23 protein-coding genes are annotated in these 25,850 nt (G+C 58.6%); 13 read left to right on the top strand and 10 right to left on the bottom strand.

Translation table 11 applies throughout. From position 1 onward, the window contains the following. Positions 1-1,455, bottom strand: coding sequence for a zinc-ribbon domain-containing protein (locus ACFOOP_RS06500; RefSeq protein WP_379880062.1), 1,455 nt, complete (start codon positions 1,453-1,455; stop codon positions 1-3). A gap of 80 nt (positions 1,456-1,535) precedes the next feature. On the opposite strand from ACFOOP_RS06500, the gene ftsE reads away from it, so the two are divergent. From ftsE to ACFOOP_RS06475, 5 genes are all read left to right on the top strand, one after another. Then, complete coding sequence (gene ftsE, locus ACFOOP_RS06495; RefSeq protein WP_379880061.1) at positions 1,536-2,231, top strand: cell division ATP-binding protein FtsE; 696 nt, start codon at positions 1,536-1,538, stop codon at positions 2,229-2,231. 1 nt (position 2,232) lies between these two features. Next, on the top strand, positions 2,233-3,186 hold the full coding sequence (locus ACFOOP_RS06490) for a cell division protein FtsX (protein ID WP_379880060.1): 954 nt from the start codon (positions 2,233-2,235) through the stop codon (positions 3,184-3,186). Positions 3,187-3,276: 90 nt separating this feature from the next. Continuing rightward, positions 3,277-3,861, top strand: a complete 585-nt coding sequence (locus tag ACFOOP_RS06485; RefSeq protein ID WP_379880059.1) for a YdcF family protein — start codon at positions 3,277-3,279, stop codon at positions 3,859-3,861. A gap of 4 nt (positions 3,862-3,865) precedes the next feature. Continuing rightward, positions 3,866-4,594 carry a lysophospholipid acyltransferase family protein gene (locus tag ACFOOP_RS06480; protein WP_379880058.1) on the top strand — a complete coding sequence of 243 codons (729 nt, stop codon included), beginning with the start codon at positions 3,866-3,868 and terminating at the stop codon, positions 4,592-4,594. Then, positions 4,587-5,570, top strand: a complete 984-nt coding sequence (locus ACFOOP_RS06475) for a DUF2125 domain-containing protein (RefSeq protein ID WP_379880057.1) — start codon at positions 4,587-4,589, stop codon at positions 5,568-5,570. Before ACFOOP_RS06480 ends, ACFOOP_RS06475 begins: the two co-directional genes overlap by 8 nt. Before the next feature lie 3 nt (positions 5,571-5,573). On the opposite strand, the gene ACFOOP_RS06470 is transcribed toward ACFOOP_RS06475, so the two are convergent. Continuing rightward, on the bottom strand, positions 5,574-5,927 hold the full coding sequence (locus ACFOOP_RS06470; protein ID WP_379880056.1) for a MarR family transcriptional regulator: 354 nt from the start codon (positions 5,925-5,927) through the stop codon (positions 5,574-5,576). A 77-nt stretch (positions 5,928-6,004) separates the two neighbouring features. Continuing rightward, positions 6,005-7,372, bottom strand: a complete 1,368-nt coding sequence (locus tag ACFOOP_RS06465) for a leucyl aminopeptidase family protein (RefSeq protein WP_379880055.1) — start codon at positions 7,370-7,372, stop codon at positions 6,005-6,007. 129 nt (positions 7,373-7,501) lie between these two features. Between ACFOOP_RS06465 and ACFOOP_RS06460 the strand changes: the two genes are divergently transcribed. The 5 genes from ACFOOP_RS06460 to ACFOOP_RS06440 all read left to right on the top strand — a co-directional run bounded on the left by ACFOOP_RS06460 (position 7,502) and on the right by ACFOOP_RS06440 (position 12,303). Beyond that, positions 7,502-8,527 carry a tetratricopeptide repeat protein gene (locus tag ACFOOP_RS06460; RefSeq protein ID WP_379880053.1) on the top strand — a complete coding sequence of 342 codons (1,026 nt, stop codon included), beginning with the start codon at positions 7,502-7,504 and terminating at the stop codon, positions 8,525-8,527. A gap of 185 nt (positions 8,528-8,712) precedes the next feature. Further along, positions 8,713-9,930 (top strand): Nramp family divalent metal transporter, encoded by a 1,218-nt coding sequence (locus tag ACFOOP_RS06455; protein WP_379880052.1) that lies wholly within the window; start codon positions 8,713-8,715, stop codon positions 9,928-9,930. Next, positions 9,930-10,673, top strand: coding sequence for a 5-oxoprolinase subunit PxpA (pxpA, locus tag ACFOOP_RS06450; protein ID WP_379880051.1), 744 nt, complete (start codon positions 9,930-9,932; stop codon positions 10,671-10,673). The genes ACFOOP_RS06455 and pxpA overlap by 1 nt, the downstream gene beginning before the upstream one ends. Continuing rightward, positions 10,670-11,359: a 5-oxoprolinase subunit PxpB gene (pxpB, locus tag ACFOOP_RS06445; RefSeq protein WP_379880050.1), complete on the top strand. Its 690-nt coding sequence runs from the start codon at positions 10,670-10,672 to the stop codon at positions 11,357-11,359. The genes pxpA and pxpB overlap by 4 nt, the downstream gene beginning before the upstream one ends. Next, entirely contained in the window at positions 11,356-12,303 is a 948-nt protein-coding gene (locus tag ACFOOP_RS06440; protein ID WP_379880049.1) for a 5-oxoprolinase subunit C family protein, read from the top strand. Before pxpB ends, ACFOOP_RS06440 begins: the two co-directional genes overlap by 4 nt. Here the strand turns inward: ACFOOP_RS06440 and ACFOOP_RS06435 are convergent. The 3 genes from ACFOOP_RS06435 to ACFOOP_RS06425 all read right to left on the bottom strand — a co-directional run bounded on the left by ACFOOP_RS06435 (position 12,262) and on the right by ACFOOP_RS06425 (position 16,387). Further along, positions 12,262-13,815, bottom strand: a complete 1,554-nt coding sequence (locus tag ACFOOP_RS06435; RefSeq protein WP_379880048.1) for a BCCT family transporter — start codon at positions 13,813-13,815, stop codon at positions 12,262-12,264. The two genes, ACFOOP_RS06440 and ACFOOP_RS06435, sit on opposite strands and share 42 nt — an antisense overlap. A 130-nt stretch (positions 13,816-13,945) precedes the next feature. Continuing rightward, entirely contained in the window at positions 13,946-15,097 is a 1,152-nt protein-coding gene (locus tag ACFOOP_RS06430; RefSeq protein ID WP_379880047.1) for a sialidase family protein, read from the bottom strand. A gap of 42 nt (positions 15,098-15,139) precedes the next feature. Beyond that, positions 15,140-16,387: a sialidase family protein gene (locus tag ACFOOP_RS06425; RefSeq protein WP_379880046.1), complete on the bottom strand. Its 1,248-nt coding sequence runs from the start codon at positions 16,385-16,387 to the stop codon at positions 15,140-15,142. A gap of 246 nt (positions 16,388-16,633) precedes the next feature. Between ACFOOP_RS06425 and ACFOOP_RS06420 the strand changes: the two genes are divergently transcribed. Next, positions 16,634-17,878, top strand: coding sequence for a sialidase family protein (locus tag ACFOOP_RS06420; protein WP_379880045.1), 1,245 nt, complete (start codon positions 16,634-16,636; stop codon positions 17,876-17,878). Positions 17,879-18,057: 179 nt separating this feature from the next. Here ACFOOP_RS06420 and ACFOOP_RS06415 read toward each other — a convergent pair whose 3' ends face one another. The 4 genes from ACFOOP_RS06415 to ACFOOP_RS06400 all read right to left on the bottom strand — a co-directional run bounded on the left by ACFOOP_RS06415 (position 18,058) and on the right by ACFOOP_RS06400 (position 24,387). After that, positions 18,058-19,047, bottom strand: a complete 990-nt coding sequence (locus ACFOOP_RS06415) for an amidohydrolase family protein (RefSeq protein WP_379880044.1) — start codon at positions 19,045-19,047, stop codon at positions 18,058-18,060. 182 nt (positions 19,048-19,229) lie between these two features. Then, complete coding sequence (locus tag ACFOOP_RS06410; RefSeq protein WP_379880043.1) at positions 19,230-21,782, bottom strand: TonB-dependent receptor; 2,553 nt, start codon at positions 21,780-21,782, stop codon at positions 19,230-19,232. 372 nt (positions 21,783-22,154) lie between these two features. Next, positions 22,155-23,078 carry an amidohydrolase family protein gene (locus ACFOOP_RS06405; protein ID WP_379880042.1) on the bottom strand — a complete coding sequence of 308 codons (924 nt, stop codon included), beginning with the start codon at positions 23,076-23,078 and terminating at the stop codon, positions 22,155-22,157. A 529-nt stretch (positions 23,079-23,607) separates the two neighbouring features. Continuing rightward, on the bottom strand, positions 23,608-24,387 hold the full coding sequence (locus tag ACFOOP_RS06400; RefSeq protein WP_379880041.1) for an SDR family oxidoreductase: 780 nt from the start codon (positions 24,385-24,387) through the stop codon (positions 23,608-23,610). Positions 24,388-24,623: 236 nt separating this feature from the next. On the opposite strand from ACFOOP_RS06400, the gene ACFOOP_RS06395 reads away from it, so the two are divergent. Further along, entirely contained in the window at positions 24,624-25,784 is a 1,161-nt protein-coding gene (locus tag ACFOOP_RS06395) for an iron-containing alcohol dehydrogenase (RefSeq protein WP_379880040.1), read from the top strand. Further along, complete coding sequence (locus tag ACFOOP_RS06390; protein ID WP_379881522.1) at positions 25,759-25,818, top strand: hypothetical protein; 60 nt, start codon at positions 25,759-25,761, stop codon at positions 25,816-25,818. The genes ACFOOP_RS06395 and ACFOOP_RS06390 overlap by 26 nt, the downstream gene beginning before the upstream one ends. Positions 25,819-25,850: the final 32 nt, after the last annotated feature.

The raw sequence follows: 25,850 nt of genomic DNA, 5'->3' as shown, positions 1-25,850 counted from the left end.
TTATTCGCCTTTGCCGGGAATCAGCGATTCAAGAACGCTCTTTTCCGGCGCGAAGGAAAGCGCCACTTCTGCGACCCCTTCAGGCGCCGGCGCACGGGTGATGAAATCAACCATTTCGCCTTCCGCCACGTCGCTCTGATTAGCCGAGAATGTCCAGCGCGCCAGCAATTCTCCGCGCGATCCCAATGCCTCGGCCTGGAGCAGCGGCGCCGCCACCAGCCCGTCCGATTCATTGCGCAGATTGCCGGTAATCTCGATGGTGGGTCCGTTGGTGGACATGGCGAGACGGTGGCGGACATTTTCAATGGCGAGACCATAGGGGTTCGCTTCAATACCAATCACGGCATAGGCGTCAGCCGTTTTCGGCGCCACTTTGACGATCTCGTCACGATAGACCAGAACGCCATAAACTACCGCCGCAACCACACCGAGCCACGCCGTCCAACCGACAACGCGCAACGGCGTGAGGCGGTTTTTCTCACGCGATTCTGCGCGGCGGCGCGCCTTGCGAATAGCGCGCTCAAGTTCACGCGGCGTTACGCGCAGAGCTGCAAAAAATTCTTCATCGAGATCTTCAGGATTGAGCGGACGCACATCCTCCATCCGCGCCAGTGCAGTCGCCCGGCGCCGTTCCGCGCGAATCTTTCGTCCGAACCCACGCGTGCGTTCGCCGCCATCTTCATCCACGTCTTCCCAGTCCGCGTCGACGACATAAGCCGCGTTATACTGATCCTGTTCGTCTTCTTCCGCATCGTCATCGGCAAAACGCAGAGATTCGCGCTCTTCGGGTTTTTCCTTGCGTTTGCGAGAAAATAACGGACGACGGTCGTCTTCCTCATCTTCCTCGACGATGAACTGACGGCCCTTGCGCCAACCTTTGCCGGCTGGCGCGTCATCATCATCCTCCTGATCGCGGCCCTTACGAGACGCCGGCGAGGTGAAAAGCGAATCATCGTCGTCATCCTCGTCTTCCTCTGCGAGGCGGCGGGCGCTACGGCTGCGCTTGGAGGCGGATTTTGTTTCGCGTTCCTCCTCTTCCTCGCGCCAGTCACGCTTTGCCGATTTGATGGTCTTGGCGCGCTTGGCGCTTGTGCGATCGTCGTCTTCTTCCGGCTCGTCATCTGCGATGCCGACTTTCATGCGGGGACGCGCGGCGCGGCTATCCTCGTCTTCATCCCCGTCTTCTTGGTCATCTTCAGCCGCCTCCACGCGCCGTTTGGCGCGGGCTGAGGCTTTCTCGTCCTCGATGTCCTTATCATCGTCATCCTGGTCAGCAGCGCGCTTGGCCGCTTTCTTCGCGACGGGCTTGTCCAGCGGCTCCATGTCGAGCAGCTCCGGCGCCGGCACAAACCAGCTTTCGCCGCAGGACGAACAGCGCACAGAGCGGCCATTTGGGGAAAACCGCTCATCATCCACATCATATCGAGTGGTGCATTCAGGACAGGTGATTATCATGTGAGACCAGAATCGTTTATGTGTTCGCCGTGAGCAGGCGCGCTGAAAGGCGCGCCCCCGACCGCTGCAACAGGATCGCCATGGACGCCGGCAAGGAAATCGTCAGGTTTGAAGAAATGGGCCTCGCCTATGAGGACGCGCCGGAAACCCTGAGCGACGTCACCATGACCTTGCGCGAAGGCGAGTTCCGTTTTCTCACAGGGCCGTCGGGCGCCGGCAAGACGTCGCTTCTGAAAATGATCTATCTCGCCCACAGACCAACGCGCGGCCGGTTTTTCCTGTTCGGAGAGAACGCAACCGAGGCCCCGCGCGAGGCGTTGCCTGCGCTGCGCCGGCGTATCGGCGTCGTCTTCCAGGAATTCCGTCTCCTCGATCATCTCACGGCCTATGAAAATGTGGCGCTGCCCATGAAAGTCGCAGGCGTTAACCAAAACCAATACCGGGAAGACGTAAGCGAACTCTTAAATTGGGTTGGTTTGGGGGATCGCATGGACGCCAAACCGCCGACGCTTTCCGGCGGTGAAAAGCAGCGCGTGGCGCTCGCCCGAGCGCTTGTTTCCAAGCCTGATCTCATTCTCGCTGACGAGCCGACGGGCAATGTCGACCCGGCCATGGGCGAGCGCATTATGAAATTGTTCGTTGAACTTAACAAACTCGGGGCTGCGGTGATTGTCGCAACCCATGACCTGCATCTCGTGCAATCCATCGGTAAACCGGTGTTAAGAATTGGTGAAGGCCGGGTGACCCGTAGCGCTGGCGCAGGAGGCGCGGCGTAATATGACGCAGACGGATGAGCGCGACACCAAAGAGGAAACGGCTGCCCTAAAAGCTCCGCGGCGCAGGATGTTTAGCCGTCAGACTGCGCCGCTGCTGCCCGAAGCGGGGGCCGCCGGCGCGCCCCTGACCGCCGTGATCGCGGTCATGTCCTTTCTCGCGGTGTTGGCGATGGCGTCGCTTTTGATGGTCAATCGCGCCGCCAGCGAATGGACCTCCGCCCTGCGGTCGGAAATCACCGTACAGGTCAAAGGCGCCAGCGCCCAAGAGATAGAGGGCAGCGTTGAGGCGGTGCTGCGTGTCCTGCGCGACACCGAAGGCGTACTCGAAGCGACCGAAAAAAGCCGCGAAGAAACGGCGGAGCTTCTGGAGCCGTGGCTGGGCGACGGCAATGCGCAGTCTTTCCTCAACATTCCGGCGATCATTGAAGTGAAGGCCGCGCCGTCTTTGCGTGACAATCTGGACCTGTTGCGCAATCGCATCGCCGCAGCGGCGCCGACGGCAAGCCTTGACGATCATGCGCGCTGGCATGACCGTCTGTCCGGCGCAGCGCGCTCAGGGCAAGCCATGGCCTTTGGGGTTTTCCTGCTGGTAATGGGCGCAGCCTGCGCCATATCGATTTTCGCGGCGCGAGCCGGTCTTGCCGCCAACCATGAGATCGTCTCGGTGCTGCATCTGGTCGGCGCGACAGACGGCTTCATCGCCGCAGAGGTGCAGCGACGATTTTTCATTCTCGGTCTTCGCGGCGCGCTTCTTGGTCTTTTCGCCGCGCTGACCGCGCTGGTTGTGGCCGGCGTCGCGATGCGCGCTGGCGGCGCGGCGGACAATTTCCTGCCCTCGCTCCGGCTCGGCGGCTGGATGATCCTCTGGCTTGCGGCGGCGCCAGTGGCCACCTGCCTCGTGACGGCGGTGACAGCGCGCCTGACAGTATTAAAAACTCTAAGTCAGCAATATTAAACTGTGGCAGGCGCGACGGTGGGGCGCTGGCACGCCGCCGCGCCTTCGGCTAAACTGGCATTCGGGCGGTGCAGGTGGAAGAAGATTCGCGTGAGACGGCTGATTGCTTTTTTGACCGGATTGGCGCTGCTTTGGGCGGGCGGGCTCGCCCTTTTCATCGCGGCCCTGCCCCAACCCGGCGCCACGGCGGCCAGCCCCGTGGAAGGTGTCGCCGTTTATACGGGCGGCGGCGGCGCCCGTATTTCCTCCGCCATGGCGATTTTCGCTGACGGCGCCGGCGAACGACTTTTAATCTCCGGCGTCCACCCAGACACTTCAGCGGCGCGACTTTCGGAATTCTGGGTCGGGCCTAAAGAACAATTTGACTGCTGCGTCGATCTCGGCCGCGATGCGCTCAGCACCGAGGGGAATGCGGGTGAACTAAGCGCCTGGGCCGCGTCGCATCAATACAGCAACATCATTCTGGTGACGTCCGATTATCACATGCCTCGCGCCCTTACGGTGACGCGCGCGCGTATGCCGGACGCTACGATTATTCCTTTCGCTGTCGCCTCCGGCTATCTCGACGATCAAGGCCGTCCCGCATCGTCTCAGGCGGTTCTTAAACTTGCGGGCGAATATACAAAGTTCCTTCTCGCGCGTGTGAAAGCGTTGATCCCTGTCGGCAACCGCTAACCGCATGGCAAGGCGCATCCGCTCAGCGGCCTTTTCGATCTATCTCGTCGTTACTGTCGTCGTGATGGGCGTCGTCTGCATGCCGGTGATGATGTTCGGGCGCGATGCAACCCGGGCGACCGTAAAACTATGGGCGCGTCTCGCCCTTTTCGGGCTGCATCAGATCGCTGGCGTTTCCTATAATGTTGAGGGCGCCGAAAACATGCCGCAAGGCGGCGCGCTCATCGCCGCCAATCATCAATCCATGTGGGAGACCATTGCGCTTTACGCCCTTGCACGAAAGCCGGTGATGATTTTCAAAAAGGAGCTCAAAGCCATTCCGATTTACGGTTGGTGGGCTTCGCGCGCCGGCAACATTGCGGTGGACCGGAAGGGCGGCGCAAAAGCCCTTCGCGCTATGACCCGCGCCGTCAAAGCCCGGGCGGAGGCCGGCGAGCAAGTCATCATCTTCCCCGAAGGCACGCGCACGCTGCCCGGTGAAACCAGGGCGCTTCAGCCCGGTGTGGCCGGGATTTACACCGCGATGGAAACCCCTTGCACGCCGGTCGCCCATGATAGCGGGCGCTTCTGGCGCCATCCGGGCGGCGAAAAAATTCCGGGCGCCATCACAATGCGCATCCTGCCGGCGATTCCCGCCGGGCTGGACCGCAGAGAATTCCTGCGCGTTCTTGCCGCCCGCCTTGAAGGCGGACGACCTGATCTCATCCCTGCGGAGATCCCGACCGATGGCTGACGGAAAATCGACACATCAACGCTGGCTTTATATTCCCTGGGGAATCGCTGCGGTCATCTTCGTCGCTTATTTCATGCTCTGGCGTTACGGCGCAGGCGAAATGGAAAAGGCCGTCACCTTATGGGTCGACGATCAGCGCGCTAGGGGTCTCGAGGTTTCGCATGGCGCGCTGAGAGCGGATGGATTCCCCTTTTTCCTGCGCCTTCATATTGAAGAACCACATATCGCTGCGCCGCGCGTTTGGGATTGGCGCACACAGCGTCTGACCATCGATGCCTTGCCTTACGATCTCAACCGACTGATTTTCTCAACGCGCAGCGAACAGGCTCTGTCACTCAAAAATTATGGCGACTGGCGCATCATTGCGGAGGATTTTCGCGTCTCTGTCGCCAATGACAAAAAACGCGACTGGGTGGCTGCGGTGAGCATTGGCGGCGCAACGGCGGCGCGAGACCAAGACGGCGCGGAAGCGTCAATCGGCGAGCTGGTCATGGATCTCGCGCCCGATGAAGCGGATCTGACTGTTCTCACAATAAACCTGATGGCTGTTAACGCTCGGACCAATGCAAACGGAACCGAGATCAATCTCGACAAGCTCCAGACAAGCCTGTCTGCAAGCGAGAGCTACGCCATAAGCGATGCGGACGCCTGGCGCCGGGCCGGCGGGGCGCTTCATATTGGCGGGCTTTTCGCGCAGCTCGAAGAAGGCCGCTTCGCCGCGACGGGAACGTTGAAACTCGACGCTGACGGCTCTCCAGAGGGCGCATTAAAGACCGAAATCATTGCGCCCGCGCCATTTATCCAGCTTCTCGCCAAGGCTGGCGCCCTTAACACGGAAGAGGCGGAAAAAGCGGCGGCGACGCTCACCCTCGCTGCCATCGCAGCAGGCGGAACACTGACGGCGCCGATTGAACTGAAGGAAGGCGCGGCGCATATCGCCGGCGCCAAAATCGCCGATCTTCCGTCCACAGATTAAGCGTCAGCCATACATGGCGCCGAGCGGCGCGTCTTCATTGTGGGTTTCCACAAGGCGGGAGAAATTGTCGAGATAGATAGCGCCTTCAGCCGTCTTCTGGACAATGACGATACGCTTGTCATTGGCGTCGCGCACACGTTTCACGAAACCAAGGATCGAGAGCGCATCAAGCGCCCGTGAGATCGCCGGCTTCGGCACGTTCAAATCGCGCGCGAGCGCGCGCACCGTATGCGGGCCCGGGCGCAGATAGACGGTCAGGAGGATCGACCACTGACGCATGGAAAGGTCTGGCCCGTCCGCGCGCACAGCGTCGCACATGACTTCCCGCCAGCTTGTGAGATTATCCGTCGACGCCATCGTCCGGCCTGTCGCCCTATCCGTTCAAAAAGAAGCCCTATGCTTGCAACCGTTCGCACGCAAAGGGCAAGGCCGAATTACGGGCGATAACGGTCCGAGAAAACATCGAAGAGGGCGCGAATCGCCTGGGCTTCGCCGCCGGAAGGACGGCCGGGCGCAGCTTTGGGCCGCCAGGCATAGAGGTCGAAATGCATCCAATGCGCGGCTTCGCCAGCAAATTTCTTGAGGAAGAGGGCCGCCGTGACCGAACCTGCGAAGTTGCCGCCGGTAATGTGGTTCACATCGGCGATCTGGGAGGACAGCATGGATTCATAGCCCCGCCAGAGCGGCATCCGCCAGACAGGATCAAAGGTTTTCACCGCCGACCGTTCAAGCGCGCCGCAAAGATCGGCGTCGTCACAATAATAGGGCGCAAGGTCAGGGCCGAGCGCCACGCGAGCCGCCCCGGTGAGGGTCGCCAGCGAAATCATTAGATCCGGGGCTTCCTCGCCGCCATAGGTAAGGGCGTCAGCGATAACGAGCCGGCCTTCAGCGTCGGTATTGCCGATCTCGACCGTCAGCCCTTTGCGGCTTTTGAGAATATCCCCCGGCCGAAAGGCGTCGCCTGAAATGGCGTTTTCTACAGCGGGAATCAGCACCCGCAGGCGCACCTTCAGCCCCGCCTCCATAATCATACGGGCAAGACCGAGACAGTGAGCGCTGCCGCCCATATCTTTTTTCATGAGCGCCATGCCTGCAGCGCCTTTGATATTGAGCCCGCCCGAATCGAAAGTGACGCCCTTACCGACAAGGGTGAGTTTCGGCGCATTTTCATCGCCCCAGCGCATATCAATGAGCCTTGGCGATCCCTTCGCCGCCCGCCCGACCGCATGGATCATGGGGAAATTCTGGCCAAGAAGGTCCTCGCCGACAATTGTCTCGACCTGGGCGCCCATTTCCGAAGCAAGATTGCGGGCCGCCTGTTCAAGCGCCGCCGGGCCCATATCGCCCGCGGGCGTGTTAACGAGATCGCGGACCAGAAAAACCGACGCAGCCGCACGTCTCAGGGCGGCGGCGTCCGCATTCTCCGGCGCCACCAACCGCGCAAGCGCAGGCTTTTGCTGCTTGTAGCGATCGAAGCGATACCCGCCGAGAAGCCAGCCCAGCACAGCCAGGTCAGCCGCATCTTTTTCCAGGCTATCAGCGAAAACATAATCGCCCTCCGGCAGCTTTTCCGCAGCAGCCGCCGCGATCAATGGATCGCTTCCATCGCCCAGCCCAAGCAGCGCCGCCTCGCCGTCACTGAAAACCCCGCCGGTTTCCCCGTTAAAGCCGTTTATCTGCGCAAGCTGTTTCAAGCCTTGCGGCGCGTCACTTTCATTGAGGCCGCCATCGCGCACCATATAGATTTTCGTCGCTGCATTCGCCGCGGCGCGTTCATAGTCGCTTAACAGATGAGGGGCCATAAATATTCCGTTAACTTACCAAGTCAGAACCGCATTAGGTTGCACATTAAGCATACGGTTAAGCCTTTATTGAATTCCTTGGGTCACGATGCGCCTGATCCATCAATGGAATTCATCGAGGCGCAACCCATGCTTACCGCATCCAAGCTTGCAACGAAATACGCGATTGTAGCTGGCGCAGCTATTATGCTGCCTGCCTGTGCATCATCGGTGCAGAAAACAACCGCGTCCGCCGGAATCGGAAATAACGACTATCGCGAAGCGATCGGCGTTTATTCGTCATCATCAGGCGATGAAGGCATGGACCCTATCGCCGCCGCCGCATTCTGGGGCACACGATACAACACCGATCAGTCCGATCCTGCCGTGGCTGTCAATTTTTCCCGCGCCTTGCGCAAGATCGGCTCCAATGAAGAAGCTGTCGGCGTGATGCAGAAAACAGCCGCCACGCATTTGGACAATGCGGACGTCAACCTTGAATATGGCAAGGTTCTCGTCGAAAGCGGTCGCGCCTTTGAAGCAGTGCGTTATCTTGAAACGGCTGTTGCGAAAGCCCCGGCTGACTGGCGCGCGCTTTCCGCCTATGGCGTCGCGCTCGACCAGATCGGCGAACATGACGAAGCGCGCGCAAAATATGACCGTGCTCTTGGCGTCGCTCCGGGCGAAGTCATGCTGCTCAACAATAAAGGTCTTTCCTACGCGCTTGACGGCAATCTTTCCCAGGCGCGCCAGACGCTGCGCCAGGCCGCCACGAATGCAGGCGCCGATTCCCGCATTCGCCAGAACCTTGCTCTCGTTCTCGCTCTTTCCGGCGACATGCGCGAAGCCGAACGCCTGGCGCGCTCGGACCTTCCGCCGCTGGTCGCCGACAACAATATCGATGTTTACCGTCAACTGATGAATCAGCCTGCCTATTGGGATCAATATGCCGCAGGCGATGTGGACACCCCGAATTTCGACGATGTTCCCGCTGCGCCGCTGTCGCCGGTCGCTCCTTCGCCGAAGCCACAGCTTCAGGAAGAGCCCAAGGAAGACGAAGAAAAAGCGGACACATCTCCAGTTGCGCTTATGGAAGTCGCGCCGGTCACCAGCGCCTCCATGCCAGCCGAGCCAGCCCCCGTCGAGGGCGGCATTGAGCTCAAAACCGACGAATAATTGGTCCAGGGGACCGATTGCAGGCGCTGCGTACGAAGCGCCAGGTAGCGTAAGCCGCTTCGAGCAGGGTTCGGGGCGGTTTTCGCGTTTCAGGCGGCTTAAAAAACGCCTCTTCCCGGCGGTCGTCCGCGACTGTTGCCTTTGCGCTATCGCAATCGGCGCAGCGCGCGATAAGCTCCCATTGCATGTTTAGACGATTTCGCGCGATCGGCCCGGGGGCGCTTACGGCGGCCGCGTTTATCGGCCCAGGCACAGTGACGACGGCGACCCTCGCCGGCGCAGGCTATGGTTACGCGCTGGTTTGGGCGCTGGTCTTCGCCACCATCGCCGCCATCATCTTGCAGGAAACAGCGGCGCGGCTAGGCGTCATCTCCCGGCTCGGCCTCGGCGAAGCGGTGATGCAGCGCTTTTCAACGGCGCCATTGATAAAATGGACCGCCGCTGCACTGATCATCTCTGCGCTGTTTATCGGCAACGCCGCCTATGAAGGCGGCAACATCGCCGGCGCTATTCTGGGAGTTGAGGCGGCGGCGCCAGACCTTGCTTCCCGGACAGTTCTAGCAGGGATCATCGCCGCCTTCGCTGGCGCAATCCTCGTATTCGGCGGATATCGCATCATCGAGAAAGTGTTGATCAGCGCCGTCCTGTTGATGACCATCGCGTTTGCAACTGCGCTTATCATTATCAGACCTGACTGGTCCGCGCTCGCAAGAGGGGCGCTTCTTCCCACCATTCCCGCCGGCGCCTTTCCACTCGTGCTCGGCCTCATTGGCACGACGATTGTGCCCTATAATCTCTTTCTGCACGCGGCGGCGGCGCGCAAACGCTGGCAAGGCGCCGAAGGTCTCGACGAAGCCCGTTTCGATGCGCGCGTTTCGATCGGCATGGGCGGCGTTGTTTCCATTCTTGTCCTGTCGACGGCGGCGGCCAGTCTTTTCGGAACGGGCCTTCAGATCACCAATGCTAGCGATATGGCCCAGCAATTGGAGCCCGCTTTTGGCGCCGGCGCGACCTATCTTCTGGCGTTGGGCCTTTTTGCTGCGGGGCTTTCCTCAGCTATCACCGCGCCGCTCGCCACAGGCTTCGCCGCGGCGGAGCTGTTCGGATTTGAAAGCGATCCCTCTGCGCTCAAATTCCGGCTGGTTGCAGGCGCGGTCCTCCTTATTGGCGCGCTTGTCGCCATGACGGGCGCCCGCCCCGTTGAGCTCATCCTTTTCGCCCAGATCGCCAATGGCGTTCTGTTGCCCGTGATTGCCGTCTTTCTGCTCTATGCCGCCAACAATCATCAATTGCTGGGCAAACACGCAAATGGGGCGCTCGCCAATATCGGCGGCGTTGTCGTTACGCTCATCGCCGCCGGGCTCGGTTTGCGCGGCGTCCTGCGCGCCTTCGGACTGATGTGATGCGCACCATAGACCTCAATGCAGATATGGGCGAATACGCCGATGACGCACAGCGCGATATTGAAAAAGCGCTGATGCCGCTGGTCACTTCCTGTTCCATCGCATGCGGCGGTCATGCGGGAACAGCGGAAACCATGTGTGTGACGGCGCGCCTCGCCAAGCAACACAATGTCAGAACCGGCGCTCATCCCTCTTACCCTGATCGCGAAGGTTTCGGACGGCGTCCGGTCGCACTTTCTGCTGAAGAATTGCGCCTGTCGCTCACCTTGCAGGTTGAGGCGCTCAAAGGCGTCCTCGCATTGGAAGCGCTGCCGCTTTCTCATGTGAAATCCCATGGCGCGCTCTACAATGATGCAGCGCAGGACATCGCATTGGCGCGTGTCGTAGCGTCCGTCAGCATCGGGACTACTCTTGTGGGCCCTGCAGGGTCTGCTCTTGAGGCTGCGGCGAAAGAAGCCGGGCTCTCATTTGCTGCGGAAGGTTTTGTAGACCGGCTCTATCTCGCTTCAGGAGCGCTTTCCCCCCGCAGCGAGCCGGGCGCCATCCTTGCTGATTTAGATGCGCGCGCAGCGCAGGCGCTTGCGATTGCAAAGGGTGAACAATTAAGAGCCCGGGATGGCGATCTTGTCGTCAGGGCGGACACGCTTTGCATACACAGCGATTCACCGGGCGCCGTTGAAACAGCTGCGGCTGTGCGCAAGGCTCTTGATGGGGCGGGCATCACTATCAGGCCGTTCGCATGAGCGCCTTTTCCTGTTCGGTGACGCCTTTCGGCGAAAACGGATGGCTGGCGACACTCTCCGGCGACGACATGGTCGACCGCGCCCTTGCCGCCAACTCCGCCGCTGACGCGTTACGCTGTTTATCCGGCGTGACAGACGCCGTTGCAGGTGTTGAAAGCCTTGTCCTTCGCTTTCACCCCGAAGAAATGACGTCTGAAGAGGCAAAAAATAAACTTGAAGACGCGCTGAAAAAATCAGCGATGCAGACCGCGCCACCTGGACCGGCGATAGACATTCCGGTTTGCTATGGCGGTGAACACGGGCCCGATTTTGAAGCGCTTTGCGAGAAGCTTTCGATCACCGGAGACCAGTTAATTGCGCTTCATTCATCCCAACTCTATCGCGTGCTGACTGTCGGCTTTGCGCCGGGCTTCGCTTATCTGGGGCCCTTGCCGTCGGCGCTGCAGACGGGGCGCCTTTCAACGCCGCGTGCGTATGTGCCTTCCGGCTCTGTCGGCGTGGCGGGCACCATGACAGGCGTTTACGCACTCGCCTCCCCCGGCGGCTGGCCCCTGATCGGTCGCACGCCGAAAAAACTTTTCGACGCCCATGGCGCCAAGCCTTTCCTTTTCTCAGCCGGCGCCGCTGTACGATTTCAGCCCATAGACGAAGATGCCTTCAATGCATTGAAGACGGACCTGACATGACCGTCATCGCTGAACTCACATCACCCGGCCTGATGACGACCCTTCAGGATCTCGGGCGGCCGGGCATGCGCCATCTCGGCGTCCCACTGTCCGGCGCCGCCGATCCGCTTTCTCTTGCCCTCGCCAACGCAGCCACCGGCAATGCGCCTGACGCCGCCGGGCTGGAATGCACGCTGAAAGGCCCGTCCTTGCGCTTCAAGACCGCAGCAAGTTTTGCGTTGGGCGGCGCTGATATGAAAGCGACGTTAAACAACGAACCGCTCGATCTTTACCGGCAACATCACGCACAAGCTGGAGATGTTCTTGGCCTCTGCTCCGCGCAAACCGGTGCGCGCGCCTATATCGCTTTTGCAGGCGGCTTAAGAGGCGAGGATTTTCTGGGGAGCTGCTCTACCTATATCCCTGCCACATTAGGCGGCCATAAAGGCCGCGCATTGATCGCAGGCGATGATATACTCTCTGCTGGTCTTGCGGTTGCATCGCCCCAAGACATTCCAATCACACTCCGTCCCAATATCGCCCATGACTTTTTTCTGCACGCACTGCCGGGGCCGGAAGCGGCTCAGTTGAGTGACGTGAGCCTCACCGACCTTTTCGCAACGGGCTGGACCGTTGGCCGACGCGCAGACCGAATGGGCGTGCAGATAATTGGTGAGGCGCTTTGCCTTCAGGACACGCCGCCGATGGCGTCCAGCCCTGTCTTTCCAGGCACAATCCAGTGCCCCCCGGACGGGAAGCCTTTCCTTCTGCTTTGCGATGCACAGACAGTCGGCGGCTATCCGCGGATTGCGCAAGTGATCGCCGCCGATCTTCACCTTGCCGGACAAATGCGCCCGGGGGACCGCATCTGGTTTCAAAAAATCACTCCAGAGGCCGCACGCGACATCGCGCAGCAAAGAGCCTCATTTTACGGCGACCTCTTCCCCGGCGGGTTTTTCCGCTGATGCCGGCTGCGCGGCGGCGCGAATCTCTCTGAGCCAGTTGACGCGCATCGTCACAATGACGGCGCCCATGGCGATCAGGATGAAAAGACCGGGCAGACCGCCAAGATTGGAAAGCATTCTGACGCCGTCAATTCCCGTCGTTGACGTCATGATGAAGGCGACCGCGCCAATCAGGGCGCCCCAGAAGATTTTCACCCAGCGTTCAGCGCGCGGGCGCTTTTCGCCGGGCTTGATATTTTTCAGGCACACGCTGGTGATCGAATGCGTGTTGGAATCCATCGCCGTTACGAAAGATATAAAGGTAAGACCGACAAACAGCATCATCACGATCGCGCTTGCAGGCAATGCATTGAACAGTGAATAAATCACGGCTTCGGGTCCGCGATCTTCGAGCGCCGCGACGAGCGCATGGTGCTCCGAAGCATCGACGCCAATCGATGCGCCGCCAAAGACAGCCATCCATACCCCGCCAAACAACGCCGGCGCGACAAGATTGAAGAGAATAAACTCGCGCACCGTATAACCGACCGCGATACGTCCCAGAAAAAGCGCCGTCACCGGCGCCCAGGCAAGCCAGTTGGCGAAATAGAAAACGGTCCAGTCCCGGGTCCAGTCAGCGCCGGCGCGTTCACCCAACGCAAGACTGCGCGGAATAAAGGTGACGACATATTCGCCAAGACTTTGTGCGCCCAACGCCAGAATATCGAGAGTCGGGCCCGCGATGAAAACAAAAACAATAAGCACGAAGAAGAACTTCGTGTTGAAGTCCGACAGGACTTTTATGCCGCGCTGAAGTCCGCTGATCGACGACGCCACGAACAGCGCAACGATGAGAAGCGTCACCACAAATCGCAGGAGGGTCGTGTCGTAAATCCCCGCTATCGCCTCAAGTCCGCCCGAAAGCGTCATCACGCCTGCGCCCAACGAAGCCGCGACGCCCGCAACCAATGCATAAAGTCCGACGGCGTCAATGACGGCGCCCGCTTTCCCCGTCGCGGCGCGGCCGAACACCAGCGACAACGGCCCGCTCAGGGAATAGGGCCGGCCAAGATTATAATGAGCCAGCGCGAAGGCGAGCGCCGGCACGGTGTATATAGCGTATGGCGTGATCGTCCAGTGCATGAACATGGAAGAAATGGCGAAGGTGGATGCATCTTCTGTATAGGGATTAATATGGGCGTAAGGCGGCGGCGCCTTGATATGGAACATGGGCTCCGCCGAACCCCAGAACAAAATCCCAATAGCGATCGTGGTGCATAGGGTAATCGAAAACCAGTTCCAGCGATTGAGAATAGGCTTTGCTTCCGGCCCGCCGATCCGCACCGCCCCCAGCGGTGAAATCGCGACCCAGCCAATAAGAAGCACCGCAGCGAAAGACGCATAGCTGAACAGCCAGTCAAAATGCGTCAAAATCCACTGATTGGCGGCGCTGACCAGGTGATGAAACCGGTCGAAGTCAACCAGACTGAAGGCGAGCGCTGCAGTGAGCAGCACAACAGGTGGCCAGAACACGAGCGGGCGGGTGGATTTAACGGTTTCTCTAAAGATGACCTCAGGCCTCACGCATTGCGGAGGTTAGGTCATAACGCACTGAGGCGAGATGCCCAAATCGGCCCTGAAAGGGCTCACAGCCTGAACATGGCTAAGGTCTGAACATTGTCCAGGCGATATGGCGGACGCCGCCATTCATCTGCATCGGATCATCTTTACGGTTGATGTAATAGACGGTCAGCAGCTTGCCGGGCTCCACTTCGATGACCCGGGGATAGCCGCAATCCCAGCTGCCGCCGTCGTCCCGTAGAATTATCTCCCGTCCCCATGAACGCCCGTCATCTTCACTGACCTTGTAGCGCACGCCGGAGGGCATCGTCCGATAGCCGTAAACACAGACAACGCGACCGTCACGCATAGGCACAAGATCGCCCGGCGCGCCAATATCATTCAGCCGGGACAGAAACCCCCAGGTTCGCCCACCATCGTGGCTCTCATAAATCTCCGTCCAGATGACGCTGCGCGCATCACGCTGATAACGCAGGGACGCCAGCACTTTGCCATTGGGAAGAACGACAATGCGCGGATAAAAATGCGGCAAAGGCGAATAGGGCGATTCCAAAACATAAAAAGGCGTTGGCGGCCGTTCCTCCACCATAAAGGAAAGGAAATACCAATCCGCGCCGTTCATGCAGCCATAGACAAGCGGGCGCGGCGACAGCGCTTCGGGTGAGTTGGTCTGGCAGCTAAGAAGATGCACGCCATCTTCGCGCGTCGCATACATGGACGAGCCGAAATTGGTGAGCGACGGCAAATCATATCGCGGCAGGATGATCGGCGCCCGCCAGCTTTTTCCGCCGTCAGTCGATGCGCGCATCCATGATTGAGCCGTCTGCCCGAAAAGCGACGGCACGCCGCCGCCCATGATCAGTGTGTCGCGGCTGAAGAAGTCGAGCGGCGGCAAACCGGACCAATCGGCGGCTTTACCTTCGGGAAAATCCTCTTCTTTTTTCCAGGACATATCGAAAACGGTCTGAAGGCTTGCAGGGCTCCAGTTGCGCCCACCATCGGCCGACCGAATGGTCACCAGATGCGCCGGCTTTTGCGCAATTTGCCCATGGTCTACATCGTCGGCGCCTGCATAATCATTCCGCACTCGCTTGAACCCGGCGACAATGTCGCCGTTTTCCGTTCGCCATAGCCCGCAATAAAACGGCCAGCCGCAATATTCCGCTTCATTGCGATAGACGACGCCATGCTCCGCTCCGGCGACACGTTGTGGTGGTTTGAAATCGTCTGACATGAAACGGGTCCGGTTTGTTTTATTCAGTCGCGATCATCGCGCTTACGGACGGAACGTCGTCCATGCGATATGGCGCACGCCGCCATTCACCTGCACGGGATCGCTTTTGAGGTTCATATAATAGATCGTCATGAGCTTGCCGGGTTCGGTTTCGATGACGCGCGGGTAGCCAAGATCCCAACTGCCGCCGTCATCGCGCAGGATCATTTCCTTGCCCCATGTCCGGCCCTTGTCTTCACTCACCCGGTACCGAATGCCCTGCGGCTCAATGCGATATCCGTAGACACAGACGACGCGCCCGTCGCGCATGGGCACAAGATCGCCCGGGGCGCCCCAGTCATTCACACGCGACAGGAAGCTCCAGGTCCGTCCGCCATCCTTGCTCTCATAAATCTCTGTCCAGATGACATTGCGCGGATCGCGCTGATAGCGCAGCGACGCGAGCATATGTCCGCCCTGCAAAATCGTCACGCGCGGATAGAAATGCGGCGCGGGCGCGAAAGGCGAGCCGCCCTTGTAAAATGCGGATGGCGGCTTTTCAGGCGTTACAAAGGAAAGGAACCGCCAATCGGCGCCATCCATTGACGAATAGACAAGCGGCCGCGGCGACATCGCCTCCGGAGAGGTTGTGTTGAGGCCAAGCAGATGGACGCCGTCTTCGCGCGTCGCATACATGGAGGAGCCGAACGCCGTCAGGGACGGCAGACTGTATTTCGGTAGAAACATCGTTCGCCGCCATGTCCGGCCGCCATCGGCCGATGCGCGCAGCCACGCCTCGGCGCCGGGCGCGAAAAGCCGCGGCAGGCCGCCGCCCATCAACAGCGTATCGCGGCTGAAAAAATCCAGCGGCGGAAGGTCTGACCAGTCAGCCGCATGACCGCCTGGGAGATCGCTCCCCTCCCGGTAGTTCATATCGAAGACTTCCTGAAAACTGTTCGGGTCCCAGCTTTGTCCGTTGTCGGTTGATCGGATCGTCCAGAGCTTGCCGCGATGGCGCGTCAGATTGTTATGATCGACATCATTATAGGCGTTGTACTCGGTCGGTATGCGCTTGAAGCTTGCGAGAAGGCTTCCGTCAGCCGTTTTCCAGAAACCGCAATAAAACGGCCAGCCGCAAAACTCACGCTCATTGCGATAGACAACGCCATGCTTAACTGTTTCGTCGAGTTGCGGGCGTTGAAATTGCGTTTTCAAAGGATCGGCGCGACGCGTCGCGGGCGCACCGGTGGCGCAGGATGCGAGCGCCGTCACGCCCAAGCCGGAAATAAGCACGCCGCGGCGTTCGATCATTGTTTCTCAATCGCGTTGCGAAAAGTGACGCCTCGAAGATATGACGCGCGGCGCCAACACGACTTGCCCGAAAAGGACCAAAATGTTGTCGGGCGTCCGATTGATAAGCGTGTTGCAACGCGGCATTTGACCGTGCAGGCGCTGATTTTGGATGATCTCGGCCTTCTCTCAGTATCTTGTTGCAAGCGCGTTTCGGTCGCCTACAAACTTTACGTTATCCGCGATAAGCCCTGTTGGAGAACCGCAATGATTGAACGACGTAACGTACTGATTTCCGGAATCGTCGGCGCCGGCCTGGCTGCCAGTCCCGCCGTCGCCAAAAAGTCTGCGGTGATCAAAACATATCAGGCCCCGCGCGGCGCGAAAGACGTCGATCACGCCGTCGTTTATCGCCGCGAAGATGAATTTTGCTCCTGGCCGTATACAATGGGGTTCTGGGAAACCGCGAATGGCGACTTCCTCCAGAGCTTTTTGTCTCTGACCGTCGTCTATGACGATCCGAACAATATCAATCACGACAATCTCGCCTCCAGAGCCACGGATCGGCGCATGGTGACAGTTCGCTCCACCGATCGGGGCCGGACCTGGAACGGCGATAACCCGATCATCAACATGCTTGATCGCGGCAATAACGGGACCACAGGACCAATTGAGGACTGGGGCCCGGTCAACTATCTCGACAAAAATGTGCTGATCAGCAATTTCGGCCAAAATTTCGGCAAGCCCGACGCGCGCACCTATATCCAGATTTCAAAGGATTCAGGCGACACATGGTCACCGAAATCATTCCTGCCGCTTGATGGGTTGAGCTCGCTCACTGGGCTCAACTCCTATCTGGTGCGCCCGGATGGCCGTTGCCTACTGTTCCTGTTCGAATCCGCAGATGATGGCTGGAATCGCCGGCCGCTGGTCTACGGCAGCGTCGATGGCGGGACGGAATTCCGCTTCATGTCGATGATCACCCCCCAGCACGACCCGAAAGGCGAAGCGGCCGGCGATTGGAAAACCAGTCACGCTTTTGGCGGCCATCGCTGGTTCTATCCCCGCGCCATCAACCTTCCCAATGGCCGGATCCTTTGCATCCTGCGCTGTCAGCGCGATCCACGCGGCACCATGTGGTCCGAAATTTACCAAAGCGATGACGGCGGAAGAACCTGGGGCTTCCTCTCGCGTGTAAATGACTGGGGCGCCCCTGGCAGTCTCGTGCGCATGAGCGACGGCAGGCTTGTCGTCGTATATGGCTATAGACTGCCTAACTCCGGCATCCGCGCGGTCGTCAGCGAAGATGAAGGCAAGACATGGGGCAGCGAAATCATTGTTCGTGACGATGGCGGCAGCTGGGATGTCGGCTATCCGAATGCTTTCGAAGTCGAGCCCGGGAAGATCGGCGCGATCTATTATTTCAACAGCAAGAACGATCCGATGCAGGTTGTGGGCGGTAGCAAAGGCGGCGTCCGTCATATTGCACGGAGCATCTTTACCGTCGATTGATGGTCGCCTGGTAACTTTCAATCGAGTTAATGCAAAGCGGCGCGGAAAATATTTCCGCGCCGCTTTTTGTTGCGTGCTTGATCGATAGAACTGGCTTCAGAATAAAAAAGCCGGCGGCGTCAGGAATAACGCCGCCGGTATCCGGCGCTCATGGAAGGAAAGAGTTTGTTGCGAGGCCGTTAAGCCGCCCCGCGTCCGCCGGGAATGAAGAGACCTTTCGCCGTATCATAGAAGAGGGCTTTTTGCTGCTCTAATGAAAACCCGCTCGCTGAATCGAGCGCATGCTGTACGAACTCAAGATCATCGACCTCGCTATTGCCGATATCAGAGCCCCAGATCATGTGATCAGCGCCATAAACGCCAACCGTGTACTCCAAAAATTCTTTCAGCGGCGTGTCATCAGCAAGCAGCATCTCAATAAGGAACGTCGTATATTTGAAATAGATATTCTTGTGATTCGCGAGCTCCAAATGCTCTGGCAAATAGCCCCAGGAATCGGGCCGGGCGCCGTAGCGCGGAAAACCGATGTGATCGAGCACAACGCCCACATTAGAATATTTGTCGGCGAGCTCACCTACGCGTGTAATCGCCTTGCCGGGGTCCGTGCGAGAGATCGGCATCAATGTGATCGTCAGACCGAGCTCATTCGCCATTTCCCACGAGCCGGAGGCGGCGTCCGTCAGGAACAGAAACTCGTTATTCTCATTCGGCACGCCCATAAAGCGCACGCCGGCGATGCCGTTTTCGCTCGCCATCTTTTTCAGAGTCGCCGGCGTTTCCTCCGCGGTGGCGTCGAGAATAACGATCGGCGTGATGCGGTCATATTTCGCCGCAATATCCAGAAGATATGAGTTGTCCGTGAAATAGGTGCTCGAATATTGGACGCCGAGGCCGCGCTCAATTCCGGCCTTGTCCCAAAACGCCAGAACCTTTTCCGCCGTCATCGGATTTTCCATAGCCTTGGCGACCATGCGTTCCGGACCATAACGCGCCGTATGGGCATCAAAAGGGTATTTTCGCCATTCATCCGTGTAGAAATGACCGTGACAATCATAGAGCTTGAAGGGCCGTCCTTTGGTTTTGGCCGCCATGGCGGAGGCTTGTCCGGACAACGGCGCCAGAGCCGTCGCCGCGACAGCGGATGCAAGCAGAGTGCGGCGTTCAATCATGAAATTCCTCCAATTATTCTGCGGTATTCGTTCTAGTTCTCTGTCGCCATCGTCAAGCGCAACCTTATAAAGAAAGAGGCGCTGCAGGCAATTTGAGCTTAGCCCGAAAAACCCAATCAGCGCCTTTTTTAGTCTTGCGGCTGCAACCAAGCCCAATCGGACCAGGTTGCAGCCATCAACGATTAGAACCGTTTCTTGACGGTGACATACCATTCGCGCGGCGCTGCAGGCTGACCGAGATTGGTCGGCAGGCCGAACGCCTGGAAGGCGATCTTGTTGCGGTAATAGAATTTTTCGAAGAGATTGGTCGCTCCGATGGAGACGTCATAGTCATGCTCTTCATTGTGATAGGTGATGCGTGTGTTCACCAAGCTATATGCTTCCTGGTCAAATTCCGGAAGGTTCGCATTATATGCGGTCCGACCCGTGAAGTACCAGTCAAGGCGCGGTGTGATCGATCCGCCCAGCACATCCAGAAACTCGTAGGAAACACCAGCGCTGGCCGTCCAGTCGGGAACGCGGACCACCCTTGTGATGTCGTCAGCCTTCCATTTCACATAGCCCATTGAGCCGGTGATATGCAGATTGTCGACCGGTTCGGCTTCAATCTCCGCTTCGATGCCTTTCACCTTGCCCGCAACGCTATAGTAGTAGCTACGCGCAACGCAGTTGACGCCGACACCTGCGGCCGGATTCGCTGGCCCATCCAACGCCATATCGTAATCGCGACAGGTGAAGAACGCCGCATCCAGACCAGTGCCGGTGGGTCCGCCCGGAATCACCGTCGAAGCGCCGGGAACATTTCCGGATAGATCGTCCGTTAGCTGAGCTTCCTGACCGGCGTAGGTCGCCGGGCGTTCCGTGAAATCCATCAGGAATGCAGCGAGGTTTGTTTTTAACCTGCCGTCAAAGAGCTCGGACTTGGCGCCGATCTCATAACTTCTAAGCGCTTCGCCTGGCGTTTGCCCTTCCTGCCCAGGCTGTGACGGACGAACATTGAAGCCCGGAAGCCGGTATCCGGTGCCTGCTGATGCATAGAGCATGAGTTCATCGGTGAACCTGTAGTCGATGCCTGCTTTCCAGTCCCAGCGTTCCGTCGCAATCGTGACATCAAAGATCGTGCTCGCCGGTGAGGCCACGAAGTCAAGCTGCCCCGGAGGCGTAGCATCGGTCAGGCTGTTGAAGTCGACAAACTTCTCGTCATCCGACCGGCGAATGCCGCCTGTCAGATTCAAACGGTCATCAAGAAGGTGGATCACAACGTTTCCGTAGCCGGCCCATGCCGTCGGTTCGTAGAGGTCAACCTGAAAGCGCTGTGTGCCGGCGCGCACACCCTGAGGCTGACCGATATGCTCCGCAGACCCCTTATAGTAAAAGAAGCCTGCGACCCAGTCGATCCAGTCATGCTGACCGGTCAGACGCGCTTCGCCATTCCAGTGAGATTCATCAAATGCGTGATAGATGACTGAATCATTGAGCGGCGTTCCGTCAGAGGCTGCGCCGAAACTCAATTCCAGTTCGCGATAGCCGCCGATCAATGTGAAGTCGATATTGTCCGTAATCCCGTAGACCGCCTTGCCCTGGAACCCCCAGTTTGTGAGCGGAACGGTGTTGCCATAGCATTTCCCGCCCTTGAAGACCGAACCGTTATAGTAAGTGTTTCCCGGAATCAGTGTGCCTGCCGGGAACGGATCGCAGTAATTGTCGTAGGTCTTGTAAGGGTCTCCTGTTTCGAAGCGATTATCCCATTGGAAGGGCGTTTCGCCGGGAACGGAAAACTCATCGAACGCGGTTACGAAATTGGGACGCGTCGTTGTCTGAGCGTAGTCCGTATCGCTGATATATTCCGCCGGAATTTCATCATTCTGGTCCATATAGTCAGCGCTAAAGGAGACGGACAGCCGGTCTGTCGGCTCCCAGTACACAGAACCGCGAATAGCGCGCGTATCCTCGCCGCCAAGGTGATCAATCACGCAATTGTCAGGCGTGCGTCCGCCGCCGAAGGTCGTATCCGGCGTTTGAAAGGGGAATGAGCCAGCGAGTTCAGGCGTGCCATTCATGTACATCTGGCACGAGAAGTCGATCATCTCCTGATAGCCTTCGCGCTTTTTGGAAAGCGCTGTGACGGCCACCGCCAGATTATCCGTAACGGGAACACTGAACGCCGCCCTGAAATCACGGCGTTCATATGCGCCCATGGTCGCCTCGATAGAAGCGCTGGCCTCCGTCAGGCTCGGCTTTTTGCTGACGATGTTGAGCGCGCCGGCGATCGCATTCCGTCCGAAGAGCGTACCTTGCGGACCGCGCAGCACTTCAACATGATCCAGGTCAAGCAGGTCGAACTGTGACCCGAACAAATGCGGGTAGTAGACGTCGTCAATGTAAAACGCGACGGCCGGCTCCCCGTTGAGTTGTGGGTCGCTTTGCCCAATGCCGCGCAAGAAAACGGTCACAGCGGGCCCGAAAACGCCTTGCGATTTCTGGAAATCGGCGTTCGGAACGATTTTTCCAAGATCAGCGGTTGTTGTGAGCCCCCGCTCTGCCAGCGTTTCGGATGTCACCGCCGTGATCGCGATCGGTGTTTCCTGAAGATTGGTTTCAACCTTCGTCGCCGTCACGACGATCTGGTCTCGCTCCCGGCGATTGTCGCCGGAATCTTCCGTTTGCGCGTGAGCGCCTTGCGCAGCCAGTAAGGCCGCTGTCGAGATCGACGCCATCGTTAGTGTTTTTAACATTTCCTACCCCTCCTCATGGACGCAATTGTTGTAATTGTCAGTACAGGTAACCGAGCCGCGGTAACCCGGCTTGATCCAATCGGATCAAAATTTTGTGTTGGATTTCATTCAAGGACGGGAATTAAGAAAGCGTCAGAAAAGCCTAACATTCTTTATCTGGCTGGAATGAGCCCGTTTCGCCCGCCCCCCTCGCCCAGCGCTATGCGAGCACAGAAAACACCGAAACCATGGGTTCAAGCCTGAACTTCCATTCAGCGCCGATCATCGTCAGCACACCCACATTACAGAAATGAACCTAGGCCCCCGCGCCTGCATCGTCTCATGCAGAGGGCTGCTGCGCGACAGGCGTTATCCGCTCAGCCGGCCTTAAGGTCAGCTGACATGACTGTAGATCCGCGCAGCGTTGTCGCGGAGAAACTTTCTCGTCTCATCCTCTGAGAGAAAATCGGCGGCGCTGTGCGCCATTTCAGTTTTCTCCTGATAGGACCACAGCATGCTCTGACCGATGTCCGATCCCCAGACCAGACGGTCAGGCCCAAAGCTGTCGACCATGCGCCTTACAATCCGGGCGGGCCGGATATTCTCCGCCATTAGACGTTCGATATTGATCTCGGTGAACTTGAAATAAATGTTTGGAACATCTTCAAAAATTTTGATCGTTTCATCAATGCCGAAATCCGGGGGAGGCGGCATAACGACCTCCTCTCCATCCTCCTCGGCGTAACCCACTTCGACCTGAGTCATGCCATATGGCATGCCGCCATGATCGACGATAATCGGAAGGTCGGGAAACTTCTCAGCGATGATTTTGAGCAGCGGCAAATTATAAGATAGCTGCTTTTGATAGAAAATGATCGTCATCGGCGTGCCGAGATCCGCGCAGGCCTTCCAGACATCCATCGCCGCCGGCGAGCTCATCCAGGCCGTGTCGAGTATCCAGGGCCGTGTATGCGCCATTCGGAAACCGCACACTCCATCTCTTCTGACCATATCGCGGTAGACTTCAGGCGTGGCCGCATCCTGCGTGTCCAGAATGACGACCGGATGCAGGCGCTTTGGGAACTTGGCCGCCGAGTCAATAATGTAGCTGTTGTCATAGCCATAAACGTGGCCGCGCTGAACGAGACAGGCCCGTTCCACATTGTTCGCGTCCATCATCTCAATCAGCGAATCAACGGTTACAGAATAATTCGGACGTTCGGGCGTTGGCAGGTCCGGCGTCAACGGCTTCGGACGATACGTATCCCAATCATCTGAAATCAGATGTGCATGTGTATCAAACAATGCAATCGCCATATAAAGCGCCCTTTCAAAACTCTCTTTTGCGCCGCCCGGGCGTCATCCGCGCCTCACCGCCAGTTTCATTTCCTGAAAAAATCCGGCGATGCTCTTCATTCTGAAGGTTTGCAGCCATGCGGATTTTTCGCCTTAAAAGTTCTCCGTTAAAATTGCGCCACCCCAGACCGGACGTCAGCAATTGCGCGCTGCGTTCGACTGGGATGGCGGCCGACCACCGCAAGGGAGGAAACGGGCCGACTGAAACAATTGAGCTCTTCTCAACGACCCCAACGCCAGAGGCGCGAAATCACGTCACTGGCGAACGAACCGCAAACATAGCTCCAACGGAATGTTTCAAAATTCTTCTCCCCATCCGTCATTTGTCGTTTTCTGTTCTGGGGTCAGGGTATTCAGCGCGGCCTTTCGCAACTTGCCTGAAACGGAGCCACGATTTGCCGTAATAGCGACGGGAGAAACTTCGCGTCGCCAAGCGCGTTGATACGTAAACCGCGCGGGACTTTCTGAATGTCGCCCTGCTGACGATACCTTAGAGCGCGGCGATATATCCGCCATCGAGCGGAATGGTGCACCCATTCACATAGGCGCCGGCCCGGGATGATAAAAAGACCACGAGACCTTCGATGTCATCCGGTTCGCCCGGCCGGCCGAGCGGCACATAGGTCGCTACGCTTTTCTTCACGGCGTCCGACCCTGTATCCGTTAGTCGTGACGGGAAAGGGCCTGGCGCAATGGCGTTCACGGTTATTCCTTTGCCGCCAAGCCTCTTCGCGAGCGCCCGGGTAAGATGATGGATGGCCGCTTTGGAAGCGCCATAGGGAAACGCATCCCAATTCGGAATATGGAGCCCGCCAATGGATCCGAGATTGATGATCCGCGCCGGATCGGCGCCGTCGGCGCCCGCCTCCAGCAGCGGCAATAATTTCTGCACCAGAAAGAACGGCGCCCGAAGATTGACGTTCACAACCATGTCCCACGCCTCAAGGGACACGTCAGGCAGCGACGCCGTCTCCCCGGCCCCGGCATTATTCACCAAGATGTGGAGCGCGGTCTCCCGGCGCGCCAGCTCGTCAGCCAGTTTTTGGGGTCCCTCATCTTCTGAAAGATCGGCCCCCAGACCGATACAGGCGCCGCGTTCCTCGGCCGATATTTTTTCGGCAAACTCACTCGCTATGGTTGCGTCGCGCCCTGTGATGTACGTTTTTACGCCGCGCCGCACGAGCCCTCTCGCGATCATCAGGCCAACCCCGCTGGTTCCGCCGGTCACAAGCGCGATTTTCCCATCAACTGCAAAAAGCGGATCTGTCATGGCGCGTTCTCTCGTCTTGTCTCTTCGGAGCTAGGTTCGGTCGAAACACCACTAAGGGGGCGCAAACCGGCTTTGCAAGCGCGATCCCCGGCTCCTTCAGAATTTCGCCGATCGTGCAAATCCTTGCGCCGTTCAGATCAAATCGGGGAGCGAAAACCGTAATAGAGTGATCCGGAGTTGCATGAAATTCAGGATGATCCAATGGGTCCAGGGCCAATAGGGCCGAAAGGCGACGCATGACGGAGCCGGGCCAACGCCTTCTTACTCTGTTTAATGTCGGGACCCTGAGTTTCGGGGCCGGCGCAGCTTTGCGTTGCCCCGAGGACCTTATGGATCGCGGCGCGACCCGGTTGTTCATTGTCACCTCACCGCCCACGCGCAGCCTGTGTCACCCGCTGGTTTCCGCGATTGAAAAACGCGGTGGCGCTGCCGCCCTTTGGGACGACCTCAAAGGCGAGCCGACTTTTGATGAATTCGCACAAGCGATGGAGGCGGCCCGCGCCTTCGGCGCAGATGCTGTCATTGGTCTTGGCGGCGGCAGTTGTATGGATGTCGCAAAGCTCGTCGCGGCGCTCTATGACGGCAAACAGTCCATCAAGGAGGCGATCGGCGTCGACCTCCTCAAAGGCCGGGCCCTTCCCGTCGCCTGCATTCCAACGACCGCGGGAACCGGCAGTGAGGTTACGCCCATCGCGATTCTCGGCGACGAGGATGAAGACCTCAAAAAAGGCGTCGTCAGCCGCCATCTTGTGCCCGACGGCGCTTATCTTGATCCCCTGATGACGGTGACCATGCCGCCCGCGGTCACCGCGGCCACCGGATTTGATGCGCTCACTCACTGCATCGAGGCTTACGCCAACAAATTTGCGCACCCGATTGCAGATATATACGCGGAAGCGGGCATTCGCCTGATCGCGAATAAAATTGAACGCGCCTGCAAGCACGGCGATGATCTCGCCGCGCGCGAGGCGATGCTGCTCGCAAGCCTTTATGGCGGCATGTGCCTTGGCCCTGTGAACACCGCAGCGGTTCATGCGCTGGCTTATCCGTTGGGCGGCGAGTTTCATATCGCTCACGGCGTCGCCAACGCCCTGCTTCTGCCCCATGTTTTACGCTTCAATATTGAGGCCGCGCCCGCGCGCTATGCAGCGGTCGCTCGCGCTCTTGGCGCAGAGGATACAGGCGGCGATGTTGCAACCGCACAAAAGGGCGTAGATGTCATTGTCGATCTCGCGGAGCGCTGCGGCATTGAACAGCGCATGTCGGCTTTTGGCATCGACGTAGGCGCCGTCCCACGCATGGCGAAAGCAGCGATGACAGTCACGCGACTTCTCGAACGCAATCCGCGAACGCTCACGGAAGCGGATACAATTGGAATTTACGAAGCTGCTTTGTAACTCTGCAAGCAGTGCATGTTTCAGACTCGCTTGACGTTAATATTAACGCGCTGCTCCGGCTGTTCG

Source organism: Hyphococcus aureus (genome assembly GCF_042643165.1).
In the GTDB taxonomy this organism is placed as follows: Bacteria; Pseudomonadota; Alphaproteobacteria; order Caulobacterales; family Parvularculaceae; genus Hyphococcus; species Hyphococcus aureus.
Note: the sequence above shows the minus strand (reverse complement) of the source record. Positions and strands in the feature narration are given on the sequence as shown.

Coding starts and splice junctions, on each gene's coding strand:
- ACFOOP_RS06500 (WP_379880062.1), bottom strand. CDS start 1,455: ATGATAATCACCTGTCCTGAATGCACCACTCGATATGATGTGGATGAT.
- ftsE (WP_379880061.1), top strand. CDS start 1,536: ATGGACGCCGGCAAGGAAATCGTCAGGTTTGAAGAAATGGGCCTCGCC.
- ACFOOP_RS06490 (WP_379880060.1), top strand. CDS start 2,233: ATGACGCAGACGGATGAGCGCGACACCAAAGAGGAAACGGCTGCCCTA.
- ACFOOP_RS06480 (WP_379880058.1), top strand. CDS start 3,866: ATGGCAAGGCGCATCCGCTCAGCGGCCTTTTCGATCTATCTCGTCGTT.
- ACFOOP_RS06475 (WP_379880057.1), top strand. CDS start 4,587: ATGGCTGACGGAAAATCGACACATCAACGCTGGCTTTATATTCCCTGG.
- ACFOOP_RS06470 (WP_379880056.1), bottom strand. CDS start 5,927: ATGGCGTCGACGGATAATCTCACAAGCTGGCGGGAAGTCATGTGCGAC.
- ACFOOP_RS06465 (WP_379880055.1), bottom strand. CDS start 7,372: ATGGCCCCTCATCTGTTAAGCGACTATGAACGCGCCGCGGCGAATGCA.
- ACFOOP_RS06460 (WP_379880053.1), top strand. CDS start 7,502: ATGCTTACCGCATCCAAGCTTGCAACGAAATACGCGATTGTAGCTGGC.
- ACFOOP_RS06455 (WP_379880052.1), top strand. CDS start 8,713: ATGTTTAGACGATTTCGCGCGATCGGCCCGGGGGCGCTTACGGCGGCC.
- pxpA (WP_379880051.1), top strand. CDS start 9,930: ATGCGCACCATAGACCTCAATGCAGATATGGGCGAATACGCCGATGAC.
- pxpB (WP_379880050.1), top strand. CDS start 10,670: ATGAGCGCCTTTTCCTGTTCGGTGACGCCTTTCGGCGAAAACGGATGG.
- ACFOOP_RS06440 (WP_379880049.1), top strand. CDS start 11,356: ATGACCGTCATCGCTGAACTCACATCACCCGGCCTGATGACGACCCTT.
- ACFOOP_RS06430 (WP_379880047.1), bottom strand. CDS start 15,097: ATGTCAGACGATTTCAAACCACCACAACGTGTCGCCGGAGCGGAGCAT.
- ACFOOP_RS06425 (WP_379880046.1), bottom strand. CDS start 16,387: ATGATCGAACGCCGCGGCGTGCTTATTTCCGGCTTGGGCGTGACGGCG.
- ACFOOP_RS06420 (WP_379880045.1), top strand. CDS start 16,634: ATGATTGAACGACGTAACGTACTGATTTCCGGAATCGTCGGCGCCGGC.
- ACFOOP_RS06415 (WP_379880044.1), bottom strand. CDS start 19,047: ATGATTGAACGCCGCACTCTGCTTGCATCCGCTGTCGCGGCGACGGCT.
- ACFOOP_RS06410 (WP_379880043.1), bottom strand. CDS start 21,782: ATGTTAAAAACACTAACGATGGCGTCGATCTCGACAGCGGCCTTACTG.
- ACFOOP_RS06405 (WP_379880042.1), bottom strand. CDS start 23,078: ATGGCGATTGCATTGTTTGATACACATGCACATCTGATTTCAGATGAT.
- ACFOOP_RS06400 (WP_379880041.1), bottom strand. CDS start 24,387: ATGACAGATCCGCTTTTTGCAGTTGATGGGAAAATCGCGCTTGTGACC.
- ACFOOP_RS06395 (WP_379880040.1), top strand. CDS start 24,624: ATGACGGAGCCGGGCCAACGCCTTCTTACTCTGTTTAATGTCGGGACC.